The organism is Halomonas sp. ND22Bw, from assembly GCF_003011945.1.
Taxonomy (GTDB): domain Bacteria; phylum Pseudomonadota; class Gammaproteobacteria; order Pseudomonadales; family Halomonadaceae; genus Halomonas; species Halomonas halophila.
In genome coordinates, this window is record NZ_PXWD01000001.1 from 46442 (window position 1) to 69155 (window position 22714).

General features: G+C 57.5%; 18 protein-coding genes. 14 read left to right on the forward strand and 4 right to left on the reverse strand.

Translation table 11 applies throughout. The annotated features are described in order from the left end of the window. Positions 1 to 19: 19 nt before the first annotated feature. A complete protein-coding gene (gene pilB, locus CVH10_RS00230; RefSeq protein WP_106487480.1) occupies positions 20 to 1804 on the reverse strand; it encodes a type IV-A pilus assembly ATPase PilB in 1785 nt (594 codons plus the stop codon). 306 nt (positions 1805 to 2110) lie between these two features. On the opposite strand from pilB, the gene CVH10_RS26500 reads away from it, so the two are divergent. After that, positions 2111 to 2521 carry a type IV pilin protein gene (locus CVH10_RS26500; RefSeq protein WP_369335685.1) on the forward strand — a complete coding sequence of 137 codons (411 nt, stop codon included), beginning with the start codon at positions 2111 to 2113 and terminating at the stop codon, positions 2519 to 2521. A gap of 556 nt (positions 2522 to 3077) precedes the next feature. On the opposite strand, the gene CVH10_RS00240 is transcribed toward CVH10_RS26500, so the two are convergent. Genes CVH10_RS00240 through CVH10_RS00250 form a run of 3 tightly spaced genes read right to left on the reverse strand, consistent with a single transcriptional unit; the run spans position 3078 to position 5986 of the window. Continuing rightward, a complete protein-coding gene (locus CVH10_RS00240; RefSeq protein WP_106487481.1) occupies positions 3078 to 4382 on the reverse strand; it encodes a TRAP transporter large permease in 1305 nt (434 codons plus the stop codon). Then, positions 4383 to 4943 (reverse strand): TRAP transporter small permease, encoded by a 561-nt coding sequence (locus CVH10_RS00245; protein ID WP_052052355.1) that lies wholly within the window; start codon positions 4941 to 4943, stop codon positions 4383 to 4385. After that, positions 4940 to 5986, reverse strand: a complete 1047-nt coding sequence (locus CVH10_RS00250; protein ID WP_106487482.1) for a TRAP transporter substrate-binding protein — start codon at positions 5984 to 5986, stop codon at positions 4940 to 4942. Before CVH10_RS00250 ends, CVH10_RS00245 begins: the two co-directional genes overlap by 4 nt. A 564-nt stretch (positions 5987 to 6550) precedes the next feature. On the opposite strand from CVH10_RS00250, the gene pgm reads away from it, so the two are divergent. From pgm to tviB, 13 genes are all read left to right on the forward strand, one after another. Continuing rightward, a complete protein-coding gene (gene pgm / locus CVH10_RS00255; protein WP_369335686.1) occupies positions 6551 to 8185 on the forward strand; it encodes a phosphoglucomutase (alpha-D-glucose-1,6-bisphosphate-dependent) in 1635 nt (544 codons plus the stop codon). 477 nt (positions 8186 to 8662) lie between these two features. After that, positions 8663 to 9463, forward strand: a complete 801-nt coding sequence (locus CVH10_RS00260) for a Wzz/FepE/Etk N-terminal domain-containing protein (RefSeq protein ID WP_369335687.1) — start codon at positions 8663 to 8665, stop codon at positions 9461 to 9463. 142 nt (positions 9464 to 9605) lie between these two features. Further along, positions 9606 to 11009: an MBL fold metallo-hydrolase RNA specificity domain-containing protein gene (locus tag CVH10_RS00265; protein ID WP_106487484.1), complete on the forward strand. Its 1404-nt coding sequence runs from the start codon at positions 9606 to 9608 to the stop codon at positions 11007 to 11009. 110 nt (positions 11010 to 11119) lie between these two features. Beyond that, the gene (locus CVH10_RS00270; protein ID WP_369335688.1) at positions 11120 to 12451 is read left to right on the forward strand and encodes an oligosaccharide flippase family protein; all 1332 of its coding nucleotides are present in this window, start codon (positions 11120 to 11122) and stop codon (positions 12449 to 12451) included. Between the two features lie 8 nt (positions 12452 to 12459). Next, the gene (locus CVH10_RS00275) at positions 12460 to 13335 is read left to right on the forward strand and encodes a sulfotransferase (RefSeq protein WP_106487486.1); all 876 of its coding nucleotides are present in this window, start codon (positions 12460 to 12462) and stop codon (positions 13333 to 13335) included. Beyond that, positions 13326 to 14192: a sulfotransferase gene (locus tag CVH10_RS00280; RefSeq protein WP_106487487.1), complete on the forward strand. Its 867-nt coding sequence runs from the start codon at positions 13326 to 13328 to the stop codon at positions 14190 to 14192. Before CVH10_RS00275 ends, CVH10_RS00280 begins: the two co-directional genes overlap by 10 nt. Before the next feature lie 30 nt (positions 14193 to 14222). Then, a complete protein-coding gene (locus CVH10_RS25205) occupies positions 14223 to 15542 on the forward strand; it encodes a hypothetical protein (protein WP_146142890.1) in 1320 nt (439 codons plus the stop codon). Further along, positions 15539 to 16672, forward strand: coding sequence for a glycosyltransferase (locus tag CVH10_RS00290; RefSeq protein WP_106487489.1), 1134 nt, complete (start codon positions 15539 to 15541; stop codon positions 16670 to 16672). The genes CVH10_RS25205 and CVH10_RS00290 overlap by 4 nt, the downstream gene beginning before the upstream one ends. A gap of 46 nt (positions 16673 to 16718) precedes the next feature. Further along, the gene (gene asnB / locus CVH10_RS00295; protein WP_106487490.1) at positions 16719 to 18647 is read left to right on the forward strand and encodes an asparagine synthase (glutamine-hydrolyzing); all 1929 of its coding nucleotides are present in this window, start codon (positions 16719 to 16721) and stop codon (positions 18645 to 18647) included. Beyond that, on the forward strand, positions 18644 to 19783 hold the full coding sequence (locus tag CVH10_RS00300; RefSeq protein WP_106487491.1) for a glycosyltransferase family 4 protein: 1140 nt from the start codon (positions 18644 to 18646) through the stop codon (positions 19781 to 19783). The genes asnB and CVH10_RS00300 overlap by 4 nt, the downstream gene beginning before the upstream one ends. Continuing rightward, positions 19780 to 20760, forward strand: coding sequence for an SDR family oxidoreductase (locus tag CVH10_RS00305; protein WP_106487492.1), 981 nt, complete (start codon positions 19780 to 19782; stop codon positions 20758 to 20760). Before CVH10_RS00300 ends, CVH10_RS00305 begins: the two co-directional genes overlap by 4 nt. Positions 20761 to 20800: 40 nt before the next feature. Continuing rightward, the gene (locus tag CVH10_RS00310) at positions 20801 to 21358 is read left to right on the forward strand and encodes a sugar transferase (RefSeq protein ID WP_106487493.1); all 558 of its coding nucleotides are present in this window, start codon (positions 20801 to 20803) and stop codon (positions 21356 to 21358) included. A 30-nt stretch (positions 21359 to 21388) separates the two neighbouring features. Beyond that, the gene (gene tviB / locus CVH10_RS00315) at positions 21389 to 22666 is read left to right on the forward strand and encodes a Vi polysaccharide biosynthesis UDP-N-acetylglucosamine C-6 dehydrogenase TviB (protein ID WP_181244328.1); all 1278 of its coding nucleotides are present in this window, start codon (positions 21389 to 21391) and stop codon (positions 22664 to 22666) included. The last annotated feature ends 48 nt before the right edge of the window (positions 22667 to 22714 follow it).

Sequence of the window (22714 nt, forward strand, 5' to 3'; positions counted from 1 at the left end):
CCCCGCGTTGCGAATTTTTCTAGTCCTTGGTGACCCGGTTGACTTCGGCCAGGCTGGTCATGCCCTGCATGACCTTGAGCAGGCCGCTGCGACGCAGGTCCGGGTGGCCCTCCTCGCGTGCCTGGGTGTCGAAGTCCATGGCGTTGCCATGGGTCATGATCAGCTGGCTCATGGGCTCACTGATCGGCACCACCTCGTAAATGCCGACCCGGCCCTTGAAGCCCTGGGTGCAGTGCTGGCATCCCACCGGTTCATAGATGGTGGCGCTTTGTACTTCTTCCTCGCTGAAGCCCTGGGCCAGCAGTGCCTCGTGCGGGATGTCGGCGGGCTGCTTGCAGTCAGGGCACAGCCGGCGGGCCAGGCGCTGGGCGATGATCAGGCTCACGGAGCTGGCGATATTGAACGGTGCCACGCCCATGTTGGCAAGCCGGGTCAGGGTCTCGGCCGCGGAGTTGGTATGCACGGTGGACAGCACAAGGTGGCCGGTCTGGGACGCCTTGACCGCGATTTCAGCGGTTTCCAGGTCGCGGATCTCGCCGACCATCACCACGTCCGGGTCCTGGCGCAGAAAGGCACGCAGGGCGCTGGCGAAGTCCAGCCCGATCTTGGGCAGCACGTTGACCTGGTTGACGCCGGGGACCTTGATTTCCACCGGGTCCTCGGCGGTGCAGATGTTGCGTTCGATCTCGTTGAGAATGTTGATGCCGGTGTAGAGCGTGACCGTCTTGCCGCTGCCGGTGGGGCCGGTGACCAGGATCATGCCCTGTGGATGATCCAGCACGCCTTCGTACATGGCGCGCTGCTCGGGCGTGAAGCCGAGCTGTTCGATGCCCATCTGGGCCGAGCCGGGGTCGAGGATGCGCAGCACCAGCTTCTCGCCGTAGACCGTGGGCAGCGAGTTGACGCGGAAGTCGATGGAGCGGCTCGACGAGACCTTGAGCTTGATGGCGCCGTCCTGGGGCAGGCGCCGCTCGGAGATGTCCAGCCGGGCCATCACCTTGAGGCGCGCGGCGATGCGGCTACGCATGGCGAAGGGCGGATGGGCCACGTCGTGCAGGATGCCGTCGATGCGAAAGCGCACCCGGTAACTGGTTTCGTAGGGCTCGAAGTGAATGTCCGAGGCGCCACGGCGGATGGCGTCGAGCAGGATCTTGTTGACGAACTTGACGATCGGCGCGTCGTCGCCGGCGGTCGCCGCTGCCTGCTGTTCGTCGCTGGCATCGACCACGCCCTCATCGAACTGCAGCTCGCCCACGGCGTCATCGACGTTCGACAGCTCGTCCAGCATCGAGGATTCGCTGCGCGCCAGATAGGCCTCCAGCACCGGGCCGAGCTGGTCGACAGGGGCCAGGATGCCTTCCAGGGTCAGGCCGGTGGCGAACTGCAGCTCGTCGAGCTGGGCCAGGGTGCTGGGGTAGGGCACCGCCACCGTGAGCCGGTGTCCTCTGCGATGCAGCGGCAGCACGCCGAGCTTGCGCAGCAGCCTGTCGGGGTAGTCGGCGGCGTCCGGCAGGCTCTCCAGTCGCAGCGCATCCAGATCGATGATCGGCAGTCCATATTCCCAGGCGGCCGTGAGCGTCGCGGAGCGGGCCTGGACCAGGCCCGTGGTGATCACGTGCTCCAGCAGCGAGGTCTCGGCATCCCGGGCTTCCTGCTCGGCACGCTGTGCTGCCGCTTCGGCCAGCAGGCCGTCCGCGACCAGCCGGTGCGCCAGTCCGCGCATGCCGTGGGAGCGGCCGGCGCCAGAAGACGGCTCCTGGGAAGAGGCCTGATGTTCGGTGGCGGGAGGGCGATAGTCGTTCATGAGGCTCCGGGGGCTGCCTGGTCGCCGTGAATGCACGGCGGGCTGACATCGTGAAAGGGCTTGAAGCCGATTCTAGTCGTTTCGTGTGGTCAGCGACCATAGCTGTCAGCGGTCCGTCATTCCAAATAATGGCTTCATGTATAAGGTAATGGAATGAGTGAATTCTGATATATTAGGAAGTGCGAGTACGAGAAGCTTGCAGGGTGCCTGGCTGTAACTTAATGTAAGCGCCAAGGCGGCGAGCTGTCGTCGTGCGAGAGGCGGGCGCCGGCTCGCGTGACCTGAATCGAACGAGGGGTGTAGGTAATGGCAACACAGGGCATGAAACGAGGCATTCGGAGCGCTCAGGGCGGCTTTACCCTGATCGAGCTGCTGGTGGTTGTGGCAATCGTCGGTATTCTGGCCGCGATTGCGATTCCGCAATACCAAGATTATACGCAGCGTGCGCAGGATAATGCCTGTAAAGCGGATGCTCGCTCCTTGGCTACGGCTGTCGCGGCTAAACGTGTGGAAGGCGAAGAGCCCGACGCAGAGGAGCTGACTAGCGATGTGTTCGGTGACGATTATGAAAACGATACTTGCAATCTGGAGGTTTCAGGTAGTGAGGTCACATACACTGTTCGCTATGAGCCAGAGACAGACGGCGGTGAAGCTCAGCCGGGCTCTGTCAGCATTGGCTACGATGAAGTTTCGTCAGAGTCAGAAGGTAATGAGTGAACATCTGATTTAGGGATGAGCTTCATGGTTGTTAGAGCGGCTGGCCTGAGGCAGCCGCTTTTTTCTGTTTGCCTACTTGTGTGATCCGCCTTTTTTACGGAAAGCTTAAGACGGTCAATCAGACAGCGATCAAGACGTTGGCCGTCTACTTGGACCACATGTACGTATACTGACTCGTGCGGCTTGAAAGGCCACTCGGCCTGGCCGTTGGTTAAAGGGGAAGTAAGGCGCATGCGTGCTTGTGCCTCAACTCATAATTCCGGGTGCTTCAAAGGCCGTTGTGAGTCGTCACCCAGTGCTTGGCCAATACGTGCAGGTGGTTGGCACGTCGAATTCGAGTTTGTCGTGTTGGGTGTCGCCTCGGGTGCCGCGGTCAGGGAAGGGCTCTGGTAAAACGTGGGCCCTTTTTCTCGAGTCAGGCAACGAGTAACTGCCGTGGACGATCGTCTCTCCGCGTATGTTCTTGCGGTTTCTGGGTGCGTATGGCTTCACCATACGAAGGCGCCCGACTCGAGGTGTCGAGTCGGGCGCTGGACATGGAGTCGCTCTCGATGTTCTACCCCGACAGCACCGTGGGCAGCCAAAGGGCGATCTGCGGCCAGACGCTGATGATCAGTGCGGCCAGGCACATCAGCAGGAAGAACGGCGCGGCGGCCAGTGCCACGCGGCCGATGCTCTCGCCGGTCAGGCCCTGAAGCACGAACAGGTTGAAGCCCACCGGCGGGGTGATCTGCCCCAGCTCCACCATGATCACCAGGAAGACGCCGAACCACAGCGGATCGTAGCCGGCCTGGATGATGATCGGCAGCGTGATCGGCAGGCTCATCACGGTGATCGAGATGCCGTCCAGGAACAGGCCTAGCAGCACGTAGAACAGGGCCATGGCCAGCAGCAGGGCGATCGGCGAGAAGCCCTGCTGGGCGATCCAGCCGGCCAGATCGCTGGGCAGGTGCAGATAGCCCATGGCGGTGGAGAGCAGGGCGGCGGCCACCAGCAGGCTGCACACCATCACCGAGCTGATCAGGGCGCCGCGCAGGGCGTCCATGAAAAGCGCCACCGTCAGCTGGCGCTCCCACAGCAGCAGCGCCAGGGTGGCGGCGCAGCCCACCGCGGCGGCCTCGGAGGGGGTCGCGATGCCGGTGTAGATGGCGCCCAGCACGATCACGATCAGCCCCAGTACCGGCGACAGGTCGCGCAGCGCCTGGAACACGCCGCCGCCGCTGTCCTCGGCCCTGGGGGCCAGGCTCGGGTTGAGCAGACAGCGCAGCCCCACGTAGCCGACATACAGCACGGCGATCACCAGCCCCGGCAGCACCCCGGCCATGAACAGCTTGCTGATAGAGACCTCGGCCTGCACGCCGTAGACGATCATCACGATCGACGGCGGGATCAGCAGCCCCAGGCTGCCGGCGCCGGCCAGCGAGCCGATCGACAGGTCGCGGTCGTACCGACGCTGCTCGAGCTCGCGGGTGGTGATCTTGCCGATGGTCGCCGTGGTGGCAGCGCTGGAACCGCTGACGGCGGCGAACAGCGTGCAGCCGAGCACGTTGGTGTGCAGGATGCCGCCGGGCAGGCGACGGGTGAGCGGGGTCAGGCCGCGGAACAGCCGTTCGGAGATATTGGAGCGGAAGATCAGCTCGCCCATCAGGATGAACAGCGGGATGGCCGAGAGCTCCCAGCTGTTGGCGGCGCGGAACAGGATCTTGGACAGAATCAGGCCGATGCGGTTGGCATCGAAGTCGCCGAGCCCCCACAGCGAGAGCATGGCGACGATGGTCAGACCGGCGAACACCCAGCTGCCCAGCGCGAGCACGACGAGCAGCAGGCCGATGACGCTGGCCCCGACGAATAGCGTTTCCATTCAGAGGTCTCCGCCGTCGAAGGCGTGGCGCTGCACCAGGATGCGCAGCGAGCGGATGACGAGCACCAGACACAGCAGGTAGAGACCGACCAGCACCGTGCCCTGGGGAATCCACAGCGGGGTCTGCGCCAGGGTCTCGCTGACGATGCCGCGCTGGAAGCTGCGCTGCACGGCGATGGTCCAGTAGTGGGCCAGCCAGCCGAAAGCCAGCAGCGCCGAGACGCTGGCGAGCAGCTCCAGCGGCCAGCGCCACGCCCGGGGCAGCCGCTTGAGCACCAGCGCCACGCGGATCAGCCCGCCCTTTTCCAGGGCATAGGGCAATCCGAGGAAGGTCATCGCCGCCACGGCGTAGCCGATGTACTCGTCGAGGATGAAGGTGGAGCGTCCGAACAGGCGCAGGCCGATCTCGAGCAGGATGTGCCCGAGCATGTAGACCACCAGCAGCATGGCCAGACCGGCTCCCAGCGCCGCGAGGGCGCTGATCAGCCGGCCGAGTGCATCCACCAGCAGGGCGGCGACGCTGGGAAACGCGGCGCCGTCACGACGATGCTGTGAACTCATTGCGCGGTCTCTTCGTCGCTCTCCTGGCCGTCGTTCCCCTGATGAAATTCCTCGAGGATGCGGCTGGCACGCTCGCCGGTGCTCTCGACCCAGTCGTCGACCACCGGCTGTGCTGCCTCGGCCAGGGCGGCCTGGAACTCGGCCGGTACCGGATCGTGAATGTCGATGCCGTGCTCCTCGAGCTGGGCATAGTTCTCGGCCACGCGCTGCTTCACCACTTCCCAGTTGTGGGCGTCGGTTTCCTCGGCGGCCTGGAGCACGGCCTGCTGGTCTTCCTCGCTCAGCGATTCGAAGGCGCCGCGGTTCATGTGCACCATGTTGAGCGGTACGGCGTACTGGATCGCGCTGAAGTCGCTCAGGTGCTCCCAGAAGCTGCCGTTGGCGCCGGCCTCGGCGGAGGTGAGCACCGCCTCGATGCCGCCGGTGGCGAGCTGGGGCACCACGTCGGCCCAGGAGAGCTTCACCGGCGAGGCGCCGGCGCTGACCAGGGTGGCGGTGCCGTTGCGGTCATAGCTGCGGATCTTGAGGCCTTCGAGCGCCTCCATGCTGGTGATGGGCTCCTCGGCCCAGATGCCGCTCGCCGGCCAGGGCGAGGCATAGAGCAGGATCTGGTCGTTATCCTCGAATACCTTGGCGTATTCGGGGCGGGCGATCTCGTAGAGTCGATGGGCCGCTTCGACGTCGTCGGCCAGGAAGGGCAGCGAGGACAGCAGGAAGATGGGGTCGATGCCGCCCAGCGTGCCGGAAAGGCTGTCGGCGATCTGCACGGCATTGTCGGCCACGGCGTAGAAGTGATCGCCCGAGCGGAAGCCCAGCGCGCCCCCGGTGTGCAGGGTGATGTCAACCTCGCCGTCGGTCAGGGTCTCGACGCGGTCGATGAACCAGGCATCGCCCTCGGCGTGGATCGAGCTGGCGTTGTATTCGTTGGAGAAGTCCATGTCGGCAGCTAGGGCCGGCACTGAGGCGGCGAGGCCCAGGGCCAGCAGCGGGGCGGCGAGACGAGACGAACGGGCACCCTGCGGGCGTTTCGGGGAGACGGCCATCGATGCATCCTTATGTGTTTGTAATCATTGGCTCTGACAGCATCCAGAATCCGGCCGTGAAGGGGCGGTGCGTTTGCGACCTGTGCGGTTCCGATTGCGGCACGCGGGCAGGGGCTAGCCGTCACGCCGGATCGTTCGAATCAGGCGATGGGCACGAGATAGACGCTGAGAATGCGCACTGGGCAGAGCGGAGGATGATCGGTAACACGCAGGCGGTGGCGCGCTCACGGATGCGAGGAGGAGGCCGGGAAGGAAGCGCTGCGAGACGTGTGGCTGGAGAGAATCGACAAGGCCGGTCTTGTTGTTGGAGGAGGCCTTGAATACAAGAGGTGTTGTGCTTGTTGTCGCGCCGTGGGCTTATTGTCGTTCGAATGGCCGCCCTTGGACGGCCATTCGAACTGGAGCCGGCGAGTTCAACTGGTCCCTATGGGGCCTTTTTTGTGTCTGTTCGCTGAGAATGATGGAGGGCTGGCGGGCATCGAACAACGCGACCTTAGTGGTAGGGCAGCGGCCAGGGCGCTGAGCCCTGGCTGATGGGGCTCGTTCGGCATCTTCGTTCGGACTGTGGCACCATGGTGGCCGGGAGATAGGCACAGGGCGCCTGATGAAGAGGGAGATAGCGACATGCAGGACGTGATTCAGGCGTTTCACGATATTCAGCCCGACCCGGCCGATCCGGCCCAGGCGGTAAGCTTCGGTACGTCCGGGCACCGCGGGCGTTCTCTGGTGGGCTCCTTCAATCGGGCCCACATCCTGGCGGTGGCCCAGGCCACGACCGACTATCGCCGCCAGGCCGGCATCACCGGCCCACTGTATCTGGGCCGTGACAGCCACGCGCTGTCGCGCCCGGCCTGGGAGACGGCGCTGCAGGTGCTGATCGCCAACGGCGTGGAGGTGCGCATCGAGCGCGACGGCGAGCTGACCGCCACCCCGGTGGTGAGCCGGGCGATCCTTGCTCACAACGCCGAGGCCGATGCCGCCCCGGCCGATGGCTTGATCGTCACGCCGTCGCACAATCCGCCCGAAGACGGTGGCATCAAGTACAACCCGCCCCATGGCGGCCCCGCCGAAGGCGACGTGACCGGTTGGATCGAGCGTCGCGCCAATGAACTCCTCGCCCAGGGCCTGGAGGGCGTGGCCGAGGTCACCCTGGAAGAGGCCCTGACGCGGGCGGTGCACCACGACATGGTGGGCGAGTACGTCGATGGCCTGGCCTCGGTGGTGGACCTGGACGCGATCAAGAACGCCGGCCTCACGTTGGCCGTCGACCCGATGGGCGGCACCGCGCTGCCGGTGTGGCAGGCCATCGTCGAGCGCCACGGCCTCGCCCTCGAGGTGGTCAACACCGAGATCGACGAGAGCTTCGCCTTCATGCCGCCGGACCATGACGGCAAGCTCCGCATGGACTGCTCGAGCCCGGCCGCCATGGCCAACCTGCTGGCGATGAAGGAAAGCTTCGATCTGGCCTTCGGCAACGACCCGGATGCCGACCGCCACGGCATCGTCGACGCCGCGGGGCTGATGAATCCCAACCATTACCTGGCGGTCGCCATCGACTACCTGCTGACGCATCGCGACGGCTGGGACGAGACGCTGAAGGTCGGCAAGACGCTGGTGTCGTCGTCGATCATCGATCGCGTGGTGGCGGCGCGAGGCCGCGAGCTGCACGAGGTGCCAGTGGGCTTCAAGTGGTTCGTCGATGGCCTGCACCGGGGCTGGCTGGCCTTCGGTGGAGAGGAAAGCGCCGGGGCGAGCTTCCTCACCCTCGATGGCCGGCCCTGGTCGACCGACAAGGATGGCATCCTGCTGTGCCTGCTGGCCGCCGAGCTGATGGCCGTGACCGGCAAGCGCCCCAGCGAGGCCTATCGCGAACTGACCGAGCGACACGGAGCACCTCACTACCGCCGCGTCGATACCGCCTGCACGCCCGAGCAGCAGCGGGCGTTCAAGCGCCTGGAGCCATCGAGCCTTGCGGTGACCATCCTGGCGGGAGACCGGGTCGAGCGCATGCTGGTCAATGCGCCCGGTAACGATGCGCCGATCGGCGGGCTCAAGGTGGAAACCGCGAACGGCTGGTTCGCCGCGCGCCCCAGCGGCACCGAACCGCTCTACAAAGTCTATGCCGAGAGCTTTCGCGGCGAGGCCCATCTGCAGGCCCTGATCGAAGAGGCTCAGGCCATGCTGGACGCCGCATTGTGAATTGCCGCGGGCCTGGTCGCCCAGCCACTCCTTTCAGGTTGAGGCGTCAGGCGAAGTGTGCTTAACTCATTGTTATTAAAGGCGCCGAGCCAACAGCGATCCGGCTGGGCCGTTGCAGTACCAGCGATGGCACCGTTGCTGAAAGAAGCGCCCTGTTGCACGGCAAATTGCCGTATGGTGGGTCCTTCGACTGCGTTAGGCTGACTGGAAAACCCTCTGGCGGAACGCGTCAGGGGGTTTTTTACGGCTCGGTCGCCCAAAGCAACCAAGTGTAATTAGCCTGTCGGCGGCGCTTCTTGCCAGCCGATAGAGCGACCCTCGTCTCTAGCGTAGAATCGAGGGTTTGAAAAGGTGTTGGGTCGTATCCGCGGACGAAAGCGTTATGATCCGTCACCACTCAAGCAGGGCATGGGAAAACGCCCGGAACAATTCCCGGGCGGTAGCGTGCCTGCGAGATGCCCATTCCTGGATCGATCAATGTCGAGCGAGACGACGTCAATGCCTGTCCATCAAGAATCACAAGCCCCCCAGCCGTCCCAGGCGACTACCTCAGATGATGAAATTTCCCTGATCGACCTCGCCAAGCTATTGGTGCGGCGCTGGAAAGCCATGGCGGGTATCTTCACCGCGGTGGTGCTGATGGCGCTGGCTTATGCTCTACTGCAGACACCGACCTACACCTACACTTCCATCTATCAGGTGGCGGAACGCGGCACCGGGGAGCCTTTCGAATCGCCGACGTCTCTGGTGTCTCGTACGCAGAGCCTTTACCTCGGGACGGCGACTCGTGAACTGATGGCGTCCGAAGGCGTTGACGATCTGGATTTCGAGACCCAAGTCTCCCATCCTGACAACACCGAGATCGTCAAGCTTACCAGCACCGCGCCCGAGACCCTGGCCGAGCGCGTAGAGGCGCATCATCGCCTGCTTCTCGACAAGATCGTAGAGGGGCAGCAGGCGCGGGTGGAGCGCCGTCGCCAGGCGTTGGAAAGCCAGCTGGCCAACGTCGAGAATACGCTTGCCCACAGCAGCGACGGCGCCTCGGAACGCATCGCCAGCACCCTGTCCCGCAAGTTCGAGCTCGAGGCCGAGCTGGAGGGACTTACCGCTGGTGAAACGGGGCAAACGGCCGTGCAAAGCCTAAAGCAACAAGGCACCAGCCGAGCCCTGATCCTCGCCTTGGGTGTGGTGCTCGGCGGCATGCTCGCGGTGATGGGCGTCTTCCTGCTTCACTTCGTCAGCCTGGTGCGCGAAAGCCTCAACGAAGACGCCGGCTAGCATCCGACCCAGCCGCAAAGCGGTAGGGGCAGCCCCGGTTTCCTCCAGCGACACGCGACGGTGGATCATGCTCGGTTCCGCTGGCCCGGGGGCCGAGCCGTCACGAGGCTGCATCCAATAGCTGAAGCCTGGAGGCCCGGTCATGGACGACTACCCTCGACTTCTTCACCACGGCGGCGCCACCGGCGTCACCGGCAGCTGCCACCGCCTGCAGATCGCCCCGGACCGCGCCCTGCTGGTCGACTGCGGCCTCTTCCAGGGCCAGGATGCCGAGCATCGCGACAGCCTGGAACAGCACCTAGTGCGCTTCCCGGTCGATGACGTGCTGGCGCTGGTGGCCACCCATGTGCACATCGATCACATCGGCCGGTTGCCCTACCTGCTGGCGGCGGGCTACCAGGGGGCCATCCTCTGCTCAGTGCCCTCGGCCCGGCTGCTGCCGCTGGTGATCGAGGATGCCCTCAAGATCGGCTTCACCCGCGATCGCGCCCTGATCGAGCGCTTCCTCGAGGAAGTGACGCAGCGCCTGATGCCCCTCGACTACCGGGCATGGCACACCGTCCTCGATGACGAGCGCCATCGCCTGCGGGTCAAGCTGCAGCGAGCCGGGCATATCCTCGGTTCCGCCTATGTGGAAGTGGAAAGCCTCGACAAGGCCCATGGCCAGACGCATCGCACCGTCTTTTCCGGCGACCTCGGCGCACCCCATGCCCCGCTGCTGCCGGCGCCACGCTCGCCCTATCGTGCCGATACCCTGGTGCTGGAGAGCACCTACGGCGATCGCCGCCACGAGGATCGCCGGCACCGCCAGGCCAGGCTGAAGGCGGCCATCGACCGCGCCCTGGAAAACGGTGGCACGGTGATCGTGCCGGCCTTCAGCATCGGCCGCACCCAGGAGCTGCTCTATGAGCTGGAAGGGCTGATCCACCGCGGCGCCGCCGGCCCCTGGCACGACCTGGAGATCATCGTCGATTCGCCTCTGGCGGCACGCTTCACCGAGGTCTACCGCGAACTCAAGCCCTGGTGGGACGCCGAAGCCCATCGCCGGCTGCGCGGCGGCCGCCACCCGCTCAGCTTCGAGAACCTCTACACCGTGGCCAGCCACGAGGAGCACGAGCGCACCGTCGATTACCTGGCCACCAGCCACCGCCCTGCGGTGGTGATCGCCGCCAGCGGCCGGGTGGTCAACTACCTCAAACGCATGCTGCCCGACGAGCGCCACGCCGTGGTGTTCATCGGCTACCAGGGCGCCGGCACGCCGGGCCGCGACATTCAGCACTACGGCCCCCGCGGCGGCTGGGTGGAACTCGATGGCCAGCGCATCGACATCCGCGCGCGCATCGAGACCGTCAGCGGCTACTCCGCCCACGCGGACCAGCACGACCTGCTCAACTTCGTCAAGCGCATGCGCCACCCGCCGCGTCACGTGCGCCTGGTGCATGGCGAACCCCTCGCTCAGCAGGCCCTCAAGGCCGAGATCGAACGCTGGGCCGAGCAGACCGGTCATAAGATCGAGGTGACGCTGACCGGAGGGTTGGTGCCATGAAAACATGCCATGTACTGATTTTGTTTGGCAAGTCGGCTTCTACACTCAGCGTCGAAGACCTTAAAGGCCCCATCAGATTTAGATTAAAATTCTTATAGGTAATATTAACAGTGATTCAGCGTGTCCTTAGGCAATTCAGCGGTGAAGGCCTGCGTGCACAGCTCCTGCGTGGCGGGGTAGGAAGCCTACTGATGAAGGCCAGTCATGCTTTAGCTACATTTGCTCTGGCTGTTGTCTTGGCGAGAGTGCTGGGTGCAGGTGGCTATGGAGTATACGCTTTTGCTCTTTCATTCATTATGCTGCTTGCAATACCGGCCCAAGTTGGGTTGCCTCATTTGGTTGTTCGTGAAACAGCTAAGGCACAGGCAAATCAGAATTGGGGGGTAATGCGTGGATTGTGGCGATGGGGAAACCATTATGTGATGTTGTTTTCATTAGGCATGGCTATTTTGGGCTTGATAGCTCTTTGGCTTGCCGGGGATTGGTTGGGAGAATCTCGGCGAAATACTCTTGGTGTGGGGCTTGCCTTGGTGCCTCTCATAGCTTTGGGTAATATTCGTGGGGCAGCACTACGAGGATTACGCAAAGTAATATTAGGCCAGCTTTCTGAAATCGTCTTAAGGCCAACACTAACCCTCTTGTTAGTAACAGCAGTTTTTTTGGTCTGGCAGTATTTTTCTCCTACTCCTGTACTGGCTATGGGGCTCCATGCTGTGGCTGCTTTGATGGCCTTTTTAATAGGTGCGGCATTGCTAATACGAGAGAGGCCAAGTGGGTTAAGAGCTAGGCCTAAGCCGGAATACCAGTCTCGCTATTGGAGAAAAGCTGCTATACCAATGGCCATATTGGTAGGGTTGCAGCTTATCAACGCACATGCTGACATCCTGATACTTGGTGTATTTCGAGAGGACGATGAAGTTGGTGTGTATAAAGTAGTTGTTCAGGTTGCTACATTAGTGGTTTTTGGCCTCCAGTCCGTCAATCAAGTAGTCCAACCACATTTCGCACGTCTCTACGAAGAAGGTGATATGTCACGTTTACAGAAGCTTGTAACATCAAGTGCGCGCGTGATTCTTTTGATAGCAATCCCACCTACCATAGTAATGATATTGTGGGGAGCCCCGTTACTTGAGCTATTGTTTGGTAGTGAGTATAGAGTAGGGTACTTGGCGCTTGGGATTCTTGGAGTAGGGCAATTAATTAATGCTTCGATGGGGTCCGTTGGCATCTTACTCAACATGACTGGTCACGAGCGGGATACGTTGCAAGGAGTGGCTTTAGCAGCTGCAGTTAATGTCGTGTTAAATATAATATTAATACCAAACTTTGGAATGGCTGGCTCAGCAATTGCTACCGCTGTATCTATAAGTATTTGGAATATCTTGCTTTGGCGGGTTGCAAGAAAAAAATTGAAGATCTCTAGTTCGGCATTGTCGTTTTAGGAAAAGTTATGAATCAGCAGCATCTCTTTATTGTTGGGGCTCCCAAATGTGGGACGACAGCTTTGGCAAGCTATTTGTCTGAACATCCAGATATTTTTATCTCGAATCCTAAAGAGCCACTTTTCTATCTTGATGAGCGTGATCCAAATCGAAAGATCAAGGATGAGCGACACTATCAATCGCTGTTTAAGAATGCCGAGACAGAGAAGGTCGTTGGTGAAGCATCAGTTTGGTACCTTTACTCTAATACAGCATTGAGGAGAATAAAAGAAGAATACCCTTCTGCTAAAATTGTTATAATGGTCCGTGAGCCGGTAGGGTTTGTAGCTTCATTGCATGCGCAGCAATACTTTGGGGGGTGGGAAAAAGAAAAAGACTTAAGAAAAGCATGGGTAAGGGAGCGTGCAAAATTTGAATCGCTTGATTTTGGCAAGATAGAAACACTAGATTCCTTGCCTGAGTGGCGCCTTTTATACCCTGAACTAATGAATCATCATAAATATGTGATAAAATATAAAAGAGCATTTGGTGAAGGTCAGGTTTTGGTTGTTGATCAGTCTGAATTGAAGAGAGATGTCAGATCTGTTTATGAAGATGTTTTAGAATTTCTTGGAGTTGAAAGTGACGATAGGGAAAAATTCTCTGTTATTAATTCCAACAAGTCCCCTAGATCATTGTTTTTTCGAGACTTCTTGTTGTGGTTGAATCGACAATATTGGTTGGTAAACATAGCAAGAGTTATCAAGAGTACGTTTGGAATCAATTCGCTTGGATTATATAAAAAGCTTAGAGCATTAAACCTTTCAGAGGAAAGTCGTCCTCCTGTACCTGATGCCCTAGCTATGGAAATTCGGCGATATATAGAGAGTCTTCGATGCAAATAATTTACATTGCCGGATCTGGAAGGAGCGGGTCAACGCTTCTTGATATGATTATAGGGACACAGCCTGGTGCTTTTTCTTCAGGAGAGTTGTGTAACCTTATCTCGGCTTATTTATCAAGTGAGTATTGTGCTTGCGGATCGCCTCTTGATAGGTGTTGTTGCTGGAAATCAATAATTGATGCTTGGAAAATAGAAAATGACCTGTCGCAAAGTGAGATTGAAAAGTTTGCTCGACTAGATAGGTTTTATAGCCATCCAAAAAAAGTTCGTGCTTGGCTTTTTGGGTTGCTTCCTGTTATAGGGAAGCAATATAAGTGGTATTTAGAACTTCTTGAGAGTCTTTATGAGAAAATTTCCTCGTTGACGGGAAGTTGTGTAGTTACAGATTCATCTAAAAGCCCTGTTAGACTTCTTCATTTGAATAAGTTTGTAAAATGCAATCTTACTGTCATCCACTTGATAAAGTCACCGTATGGTATAATCGAATCTCTGTCTAAAACCTGGAATAAGGATAAAGCTAGAGGAGTGCAAAAAAAAATTCAAGCAAAAAAGCCTTTTCGAACCGCTGTTTATTGGCTTGTTATTAACTATATGGTCGAGTTCTCAGTTTGGTTTTCGAGGAGGAGTTGCTTTAGAATGAAGTATGAGGATTTAACAAGCTGCCCTGAAGAAACCCTTAAACCTATATTTCATGATTTTAAGATGTATGAGCCGCTTAGTGGAGGGCACATATCTGCTGGCAACCGAATGAGGCTGAGCAGGGAGGTGTATGTTAGGCCGGTGGAAAAAAAGAAAAAGTCTTCGAGTTTTTTGGTTAACTTGGTTTTAAGAATGGCAATGTCACGGTATGGATATTGATCATTTTTTTGTTTATAGGCATTAATAAAAATGACTTCTTACTCTGGCTTGAGTTTTTATGGTCTCGAGCACATAGTACTTGTGTTCTTTGCGTTAACTTTGGCCACCTATCTTTTTTTGAAAAAGAGGGTGTTTGATGTTTTCTTCTTAGCGGGCGGGTCGGCTTTGCTATTTTCTTTCCCCTTGTTGATAGGGGCTGGTCTGGCAGGTCCCCCCGGATGGCCTGTTGTCGATCCTGAGCCTGAGCTTTATCTTATTTTTTCCTTGTTTTACATATTGATCTTGTTTTTTGCGCTATTAAATGATGTAGTGTTTTCAAGAGTCTTTCTAGAAGAAGATAAAACTCCGTGCAGTATAGTGAACATTACAATGGCTTTTGCCTTTGTGGCTTGGGGCTTGATTTTTTTGTTTTTGATTTATAGTCATGGAGTAGGCCTTCTTTTTGTAGAGAAGAAGCGAGACCTGATAAGCTCTTCAGGTTTTTTGCTGCCTTTTTTTGTTTGGCTGAGTGTTGTTGTTTCAGTGCTTCTCTTTTTCTATGGAGGGAAATGGAAGAAAGCAGTTTCTTTTGCTGTTATTCTTGTTTCTCTATTTTTAGGATTTAGAGTCCCTTTGGTTTTTTCTTTTTTGGTGCTTGGTTTGTTGTATGGAAAAAAATATGGAAAGGTTTCTTTGTTAAAAAAGTTTCCGGTTTTAATACCGGCCATTCTAGTTGCTTCTGTTTTGTTGGTTTCATTAGCAAAGCCATTTTATTCCCAATTTAAGAGTGGGGGCATGGAAGGCGTAGAAGAGGCTTTATCGAGTCGCGGGTGGGTTGATATTGCCTTTTCGGGCATGGAGTTTATGCGCACTCAATACATACTCAATGAAGTTGTGCTAGAGGATTACAGTACAGATGGGGGGCACATTATACGTGCTCCTCTTAGTCTCCTTCCTGTTCCGCGTGGCTTATATACCACCCCAAGCAGCGAGTTTAATGACTTGTTTCAAGATGATTTATTCTATGGGCATGAATCTGGTATGGCATATAATCCTTTTGCAGAGTTTTATTCTGCTGCTGGGATGCTGGGAATTATTGCTTATATTTTGATCTTGATTGCAGGAATTCAAGTTGTGGCTTTGCTGCTGCGCAAAGGAGGGGTTTGGTCTGTTTTTTGGTCGATTGTAGCTGTTTTGTTATCTTTTTATTTTCATAGGAATTCGGTGGCCGTGACATTCGGTTTTGTTAGGAATGTTTTTTGGCCTTTTTTCATTTTTTGGTTTTTTTCCGCCTTTTTTTATAATATTCTGGTTTTTAGGAAGGGGGGTGTTTTTGTTAAATATAACTATGATAGGCTTGGGCTTAAATGAAAGTTTTGCACATAATATCTAGTTTGTCTACAGGTGGTGCTGAGCGGGCTCTTTATAATGTTTTGTTAGGTGGTTTGGCATCAAGCAATGAGTCAATAGTGATTTCATTGCGAGACAGTGGAAGTTTCGGTGGGAAGATACGTGAGCTTGGGGTTCCAGTTTATGAGCTTGGTTTAAAAAAAGGGTTTGATGTTGTTAAAAGCGCTCTTTTGTTAAGGGAGGTTGTAAGGAAAGTATCTCCCGATATTATACAGGGATGGATGTATCATGGTAATTTAGCTGCTACTTTGGCGGCGAAGTTTTCGCTAGCTCGATCCCCGTATTTGCTGTGGAATGTACGTCATAGCCTTCACTCAGTTGGGGCTGAGAAGTTTATGACGCGTCAAGTTATTCGATGCAATAGGTGGCTTTCTAAAAAGCCAGATGTAATTTTGTATAATAGTGGCTTGTCATGTCGTCAACATGAGTTATTTGGCTTTAGTTCGAGTGCGAGTAAGGTTATTCCAAATGGGTTTGATATTGAAGAGCTTCAGCCGTGCTTTAAAATTGGTGAAGCTGTTCGTAAGGATTTGAGGATTTCCAGTGATGTTAAAGTCATTGGTCATGTTGCTCGTTACCACCCCATGAAAGATCATGCTTCTTTCTTGCGTGCGTCTGTGAAGGTGATGAGTTATCGAGAAGATGTTGTCTGTCTGATGGCGGGAAGAAATGTTAATCTTGACAATCCCACATTGGCCGACATTGTGCCAAATTCACTGGTGGATCGATTTTATTTTGTTGGTGAACGCAGTGATATTCCAGAGTTAATGCGCTCAATGGATGTTCTTTGCCTGAGTAGCGCTTGGGGTGAAGCTTTCCCTAATGTGCTGGGTGAGGCGATGGCGCTAGGAGTACCTTGTGTGGCTACGGATGTGGGGGATAGCCGCGATATTGTCGGTGAGACGGGAATGGTGGTTCCACCTTTAGACAGCGAGGCGCTGTCTAATGCGCTTCTAACCATGTTGGATAACACAATTGATCAACAGGCACTGTTGAGTAGTGCGGCGCGCGCACGAATTGAAGAGCGATATGCGTTGCCGCGGGTAGTGGAAGAGTACTCGCGATTATACGAGAGGCTGGTTTCAAGATGAAATATGGAATTGCTGGAGTGTTGTTTCTGCTAGGGAAGCCTGCCTAATGTGTGGTATCGCAGGTTACTGGGGAGGCCGATGGATTGAGCCGGCTATAGCTGAGCATATGGCACGGCAGATTGAGTCAAGAGGTCCGGACGATGCTGGAACTTGGCTGGACCCGCAAGCCGGCCTCGCCTTGGCTCATCGACGTCTTTCCATTCTTGATCTTTCCCCTGCCGGTCGCCAGCCCATGCACTCGCCCTGCGGGCGCTACGTCCTCGTTTACAACGGTGAGATTTACAATCACCAGGAACTGCGCTCGGAACTGGGGGCTGAGGGTGTCGCTTTCAACTGGCAGGGACACTCTGATACAGAGACGCTGCTGGCAGCTCTGTGCTACTGGGGGATGCAGGGGGCGTTGGAACGGCTAAACGGCATGTTTGCTTTCGCTTTCTGGGATGTTCAAGATCGGATTTTGTTCTTGGCTCGGGATCGCATGGGCGAGAAGCCGCTTTATTACGGTCGCAGCGGCAATGCCTTCCTGTTCGGTTCAGAGCTGAAAGCACTGGCTGCACATCCTGACTGGCAGGGGCAAGTCGATCGCGATGCCTTGGCCCTGTACATGAGGCACAACTATGTGCCAACGCCTTGGAGTATTTACCAGGGCATCGCCAAGCTTCCGCCAGCGCACTTTGTTGCTATCGGTGAGGATGGAAGCGCTATCGGCGAGCCTCGATGTTATTGGAACCTGGGCCAGGTGGCCGAACGAGGCGTGGCCGTTTCTGGCACTGACTACGAGGTACTGACCAACGAGCTGGAGGCTCTGCTACGCGATAGCATTGGCCGGCGTATGGCTGCGGATGTGCCGTTGGGTGCCTTTCTTTCCGGAGGGTATGACTCCACCACCATTGCCGCGCTCATGCAGGCTCAGAGTGAACGACCCGTCAGGACATTCACCATTGGCTTTCACGAAGAAGGCTACAACGAGGCTAAGCATGCCAAAGCTGTGGCTGAGCATTTGGGTACCGATCACACGGAGCTGTACGTTACCCCCGAGCAAGCCAGGGATGTTATCCCAAAATTGCCGACCATCTATGACGAACCCTTCTCCGATTCGTCACAGATACCGACATATTTGGTTAGCCAGCTGGCGAGACAGCATGTGACGGTTAGTCTCTCGGGAGATGGAGGGGATGAGCTTTTTTACGGCTATGGTCGTTATTTTACTGGTGAGAATATATGGAGAAAGTTGGAACGCGTTCCTCTGGCTGTTCGTCGGCTTGCTGCATGGATAGCACGCTATGCGCCAGCAAAGGCATTGGAACGCGCTATGGCCGTGCTACCTAAAAAACTTCGTATTCAGCACTTCGCCGATCGGTTGCCTAAGTTGGCCGAAATACTTGCTCATCCCTGCGGAGAAGCCTTTTACCATCAGCTCGTGTCGCATTGGTCAAAACCGGACCACCTTGTTTTGGGTGCTACGGAGCCTGATACTGTTCTCAGCCGACCTGATCATCTCCCGAAACTTCCGGGATTGCGTGAACGCATGATGTATCTGGATCAGATGACCTACCTGCCCGATGACATCCTCACCAAAGTGGACCGTGCAAGCATGGCGGTGAGCTTGGAAGCGCGTGTGCCATTGCTCGATCACCGTTTGGTGGAGTTTGCTTGGAGAGTGCCAACAAAATATAAGTACCGGGATGAGAAAAGTAAGTGGCTGCTTAGGAAGGTTCTCTACCGTTATGTGCCTCGTGAACTAATGGAGCGCCCCAAGCAGGGGTTCGGTGTGCCCACCGAGCATTGGCTTCGGGGTCCGCTACGAGAGTGGGGCGAGGAACTGTTGGGAGAGAGGCGCTTGCGTGAAGAAGGTTTTTTCGATCCAGTGCCCATTCGGAAAATGTGGAATGAGCATGTTTCAGGTAAGCGCCGCTGGCACTACTATCTTTGGGATGTATTGATGTTTCAAGCGTGGTTGGAGGAAACGAGGTGAGTGTCTTGGGACGGCTACTTTTCGTGGTTAACTCCCCGGACTTTTTTCTTTCACACCGACTCCCTGTCGCCTTGGCTGCTCAGCAAGCGGGCCATGAGGTGCACGTAGCGACTGCCGGTGGCAGTGATGCCATCCAGAAGATTCATGATCTGGGCCTGATTCATCACGAAATCACTATGAGTCGCAGTGGTCAGCACCCTGCCAGGGAGCTGGCCGCTATTGTTTCCCTCTATCGCTTGATGCGACGGGTCAAGCCTGAGCTGACGCATCTCGTGACCATCAAGCCGGTACTATATGGCGGACTGGCGGCACGTTTGGCCAGGGTGCCAGCCGTGGTAGCGGCGGTATCGGGGCTAGGAACGGTGTTCGTGGCCCAGGGCGGTAAGGCGGGACTGGTCAAACGCCTTGTCAGCCTGCTGTATCGATTGGCGCTGGGCCATCGTAACTCCGCAGTGATCTTCCAGAACCCGGATGACCGGCAAGCATTGTTGGCCATTGGCGCGATTGAAGCCCCCCAGGCGCGGTTGATACGTGGCTCGGGCATTGCGCTGGACGAGTGCCCCTGGGTGTCCGAGCCGACAGGAATGCCTGTGGTTACCATGGCGGCACGCCTGCTGCATGATAAGGGCGTGGTGGAGTTCGTGCAGGCGGCACGTCTCCTGGCTGATCGTGGGGTGGTGGTGAAATGTCGCCTTATCGGCTCGCCGGACCCGGGCAATCCCACCACCATCACGCAGGATGAATTGTCTGCCTGGCAAGACGAAGGGCTAGTGGAGCTACTGGGGTATTTGAGCGACATCCCGAAGCAGTATGCCCAGTCACACATCGTCTGCCTGCCTTCCTACCGGGAGGGCTTACCGAAGAGCCTGGTGGAGGCGGCCGCCTGCGGGCGGCCGGTGGTCACCACGGATGTACCGGGCTGCCGGGATGCCATCGAATCGGGAGAAACGGGAATACTGGTGCCCGCCCGGGATGCCACGGCCTTGGCCGATGCCATCCAGGAACTGGTCGAAAGTCCCGAGCAACGCCGTGCCATGGGGCAAGCCGGGCGTGAACTGGCCGAGCGTGAGTTTGCTATTGAACGGATTGTTGATCAGCACTTGGCGATTTATAGGGAATTGGAGGGGCAAGCATGAGCGATACGCCTGCGGCACGTATCCTGGTTACCGGTGCCACGGGCTTCGTGGGAAGTGGTGTGGTGGAACGCTTGGCAATAGCACCAGATCGGGAGCCGTTGCTAGGCCTTCGCCGAGAGCCGGAAACGCCGCCCATGCATGCGTGGGCGGCAATCGGGGAATTGTCCCCCGATAACGACTGCCGCGAGGCGCTACGGGGCTGTCAGGCCGTGGTACATTGTGCCGCTCGCGTTCATGTGATGGACGACCCGGAAGCCGATCCCTTGACCTCGTACCGGCGCGCTAATGTACAAGGGACTCTCAATCTGGCTCGTCAGGCGGCTCAGGCTGGTGTATCCCGGTTTATATTTATCAGCTCGATCAAGGTCAATGGCGAATCGACCAATGCAGACGGGAGTTTCACCGCCGATGCTTCTCCCGAGCCGGGGGATGCCTATGGTCTATCCAAGTTCGAGGCGGAACAGGGCTTGCTGGCCTTGAGTGAGGAAACCGGGCTGGAGGTGGTGATTATCCGCCCGCCGCTGGTCTATGGGCCGGGGGTGAAGGCCAATTTTGCCAGCATGATGCGCTGGCTTAGTCGAGGTGTGCCTCTGCCATTGGGGGCGATCCATAATCGACGCAGCCTGGTGGCGCGTGCGAACTTGGTCGACCTGATAGTGATATGCCTTGAACACCCTGCTGCGGCCAACCAGATATTTCTCGCCGCGGATGGAGATGATCTGTCTACCACTGAGTTGTTGCGGCGTTTGGGCGATGCACTGGGCATGCCCGCCCGACTGGTACCGGCACCGGCTGCATTGCTGGAGTTAGGGGCCAGCTTGCTGGGCAAGCGCGCCGTGGCCCAGCGGTTGTGCGGTAGCCTCTGTGTGGATATCGACAAGACGCGCAAGGTGCTGGGTTGGGAGCCACCGGTATCCGTCGATCAAGCTCTTCGGGAAACGGCCGAGGCTTATCGGCAGTCCACACTTCCCTCCTGATTTTTGCGACCTCTGAACGACCACCCACAAGGAATATCCGGTGATACGCTTCTTCGACCTGCTTTTCTCCTTCTTCGGCTTGGTACTTGGTGCGCCAGTCCTGCTTGCCCTCACGCTGATCGGCCTGTTCGACACTGGTTCGCCGCTCTTTCGCCAACGGAGGGTAGGCCGTCACCAACAGCCTTTTGTACTGGTGAAATTCCGTACCATGAAACCAGAGACCGCCTCGGTGGCTTCACACCTGGCCGATGCCTCGGCGATTACCCCTTTCGGACATTTCTTGCGGCGTACCAAGCTGGATGAATTGCCTCAGCTCTGGAATGTGCTCAAGGGCGAGATGAGCCTGGTAGGCCCTCGGCCCGGTCTGTTCAATCAGGAAGAGCTGATTGCCGAGCGCGCTAGCCGCGGCGTGTTCGATGCTCGACCGGGCATAACCGGGCTGGCTCAGGTCAACGATATCGATATGTCTACGCCACGCCTGCTCGCCGAGACCGACCAAAAGATGCTCCAGAAGCTGACGGTGCCCGATTATTTCCGCTATATCATTCAGACGGTGCTGGGTAAGGGAAAGGGCGATCGTGTTCGCCGGAGTCAATGAACTTTTTGAATGAAGACAAGAGTACAGCGCATGCTGAGCATGGATAACGTTCGTCTGGGCGTGATCGGCCTGGGCTATGTGGGCCTGCCGTTGGCGGTGGAGTTCGGTAAGGTGCTGCCCACGGTGGGGTTCGACATCAACGCCGGGCGGATTGGTGAACTGCGTGATGGGGTGGACCATACCCTGGAGGTAGAGCCCGATCTGCTGGCCGAGGCTAGCCAGTTGAGCTTTTCCAGTGAGCTCGAGACGCTACGCGAATGCAATGTTTATATCGTCACTGTGCCTACGCCAATCGATGCCAGTCGACGGCCGGATCTTACGCCCTTGATCAAGGCCAGCGAGGCCCTTGGCCAAGTGGTAGGCCGAGGCGACGTGGTGATCTACGAGAGTACCGTCTACCCTGGTGCCACGGAAGAGGACTGTATCCCGGTGATCGAACGGGTCTCGGGATTGGCTTACAACCGCGATTTCTTCGCCGGCTATAGCCCGGAACGCATCAACCCCGGTGACAAGGAACATCGGGTAACTACTATCCAGAAGGTGACCTCGGGCTCCACCCCCGAGGTCGCCGATTTCGTGGATGCGCTCTATGGCCGCGTGATCACTGCCGGCACCCACCAAGCGAGCTCCATTGCCGTGGCCGAGGCGGCCAAAGTCATCGAAAACACTCAGCGCGATATCAACATTGCCCTAATCAACGAGTTGGCCGTGATCTTCAACCGGCTGGGCATCGATACTGAGGAGGTGCTTCAAGCCGCCGGCACCAAGTGGAACTTCCTGCCGTTTCGTCCGGGGTTGGTGGGAGGCCACTGCATTGGTGTGGACCCCTACTACCTGACCCACAAGGCAGAGCAGGTAGGCTACCACCCAGAGATGATCCTCGCTGGACGGCGTATCAACGACGGCATGGGTGCCTATGTGGCGGGGCAGTTGATCAAGCGGATGATCAAGAGACGGATTCATGTGGAAGGCGCTCGGGTGCTGGTGATGGGGCTGACCTTCAAGGAGAACTGTCCGGACCTGCGCAATACCCGTGTAGTGGATATCCTCGCCGAGCTGTCCGACTATAACGTTGAGGTCGATGTCTTCGATCCCCAGGTAAACAAAGACGAGGCCGAGGCCGAGTACGGTATTCGCCCGGTGGAACAGCCGGAGGACGGGGCCTACGATGCCATGATACTCGCCGTGGCTCACCACGAGTTCTGCGAGTTAGGCGTCGAGGGGGTCCGCGCCTGGGGCAAGCCCGAGCATGTGCTGTATGACCTGAAGCATGTGCTACCCCAGGAAGCGGTGGATCTGCGTTTATGAGGGGGCAGATGAACCTCTTGAATCTCGTCTTGCGACTCTAAAAGGAAT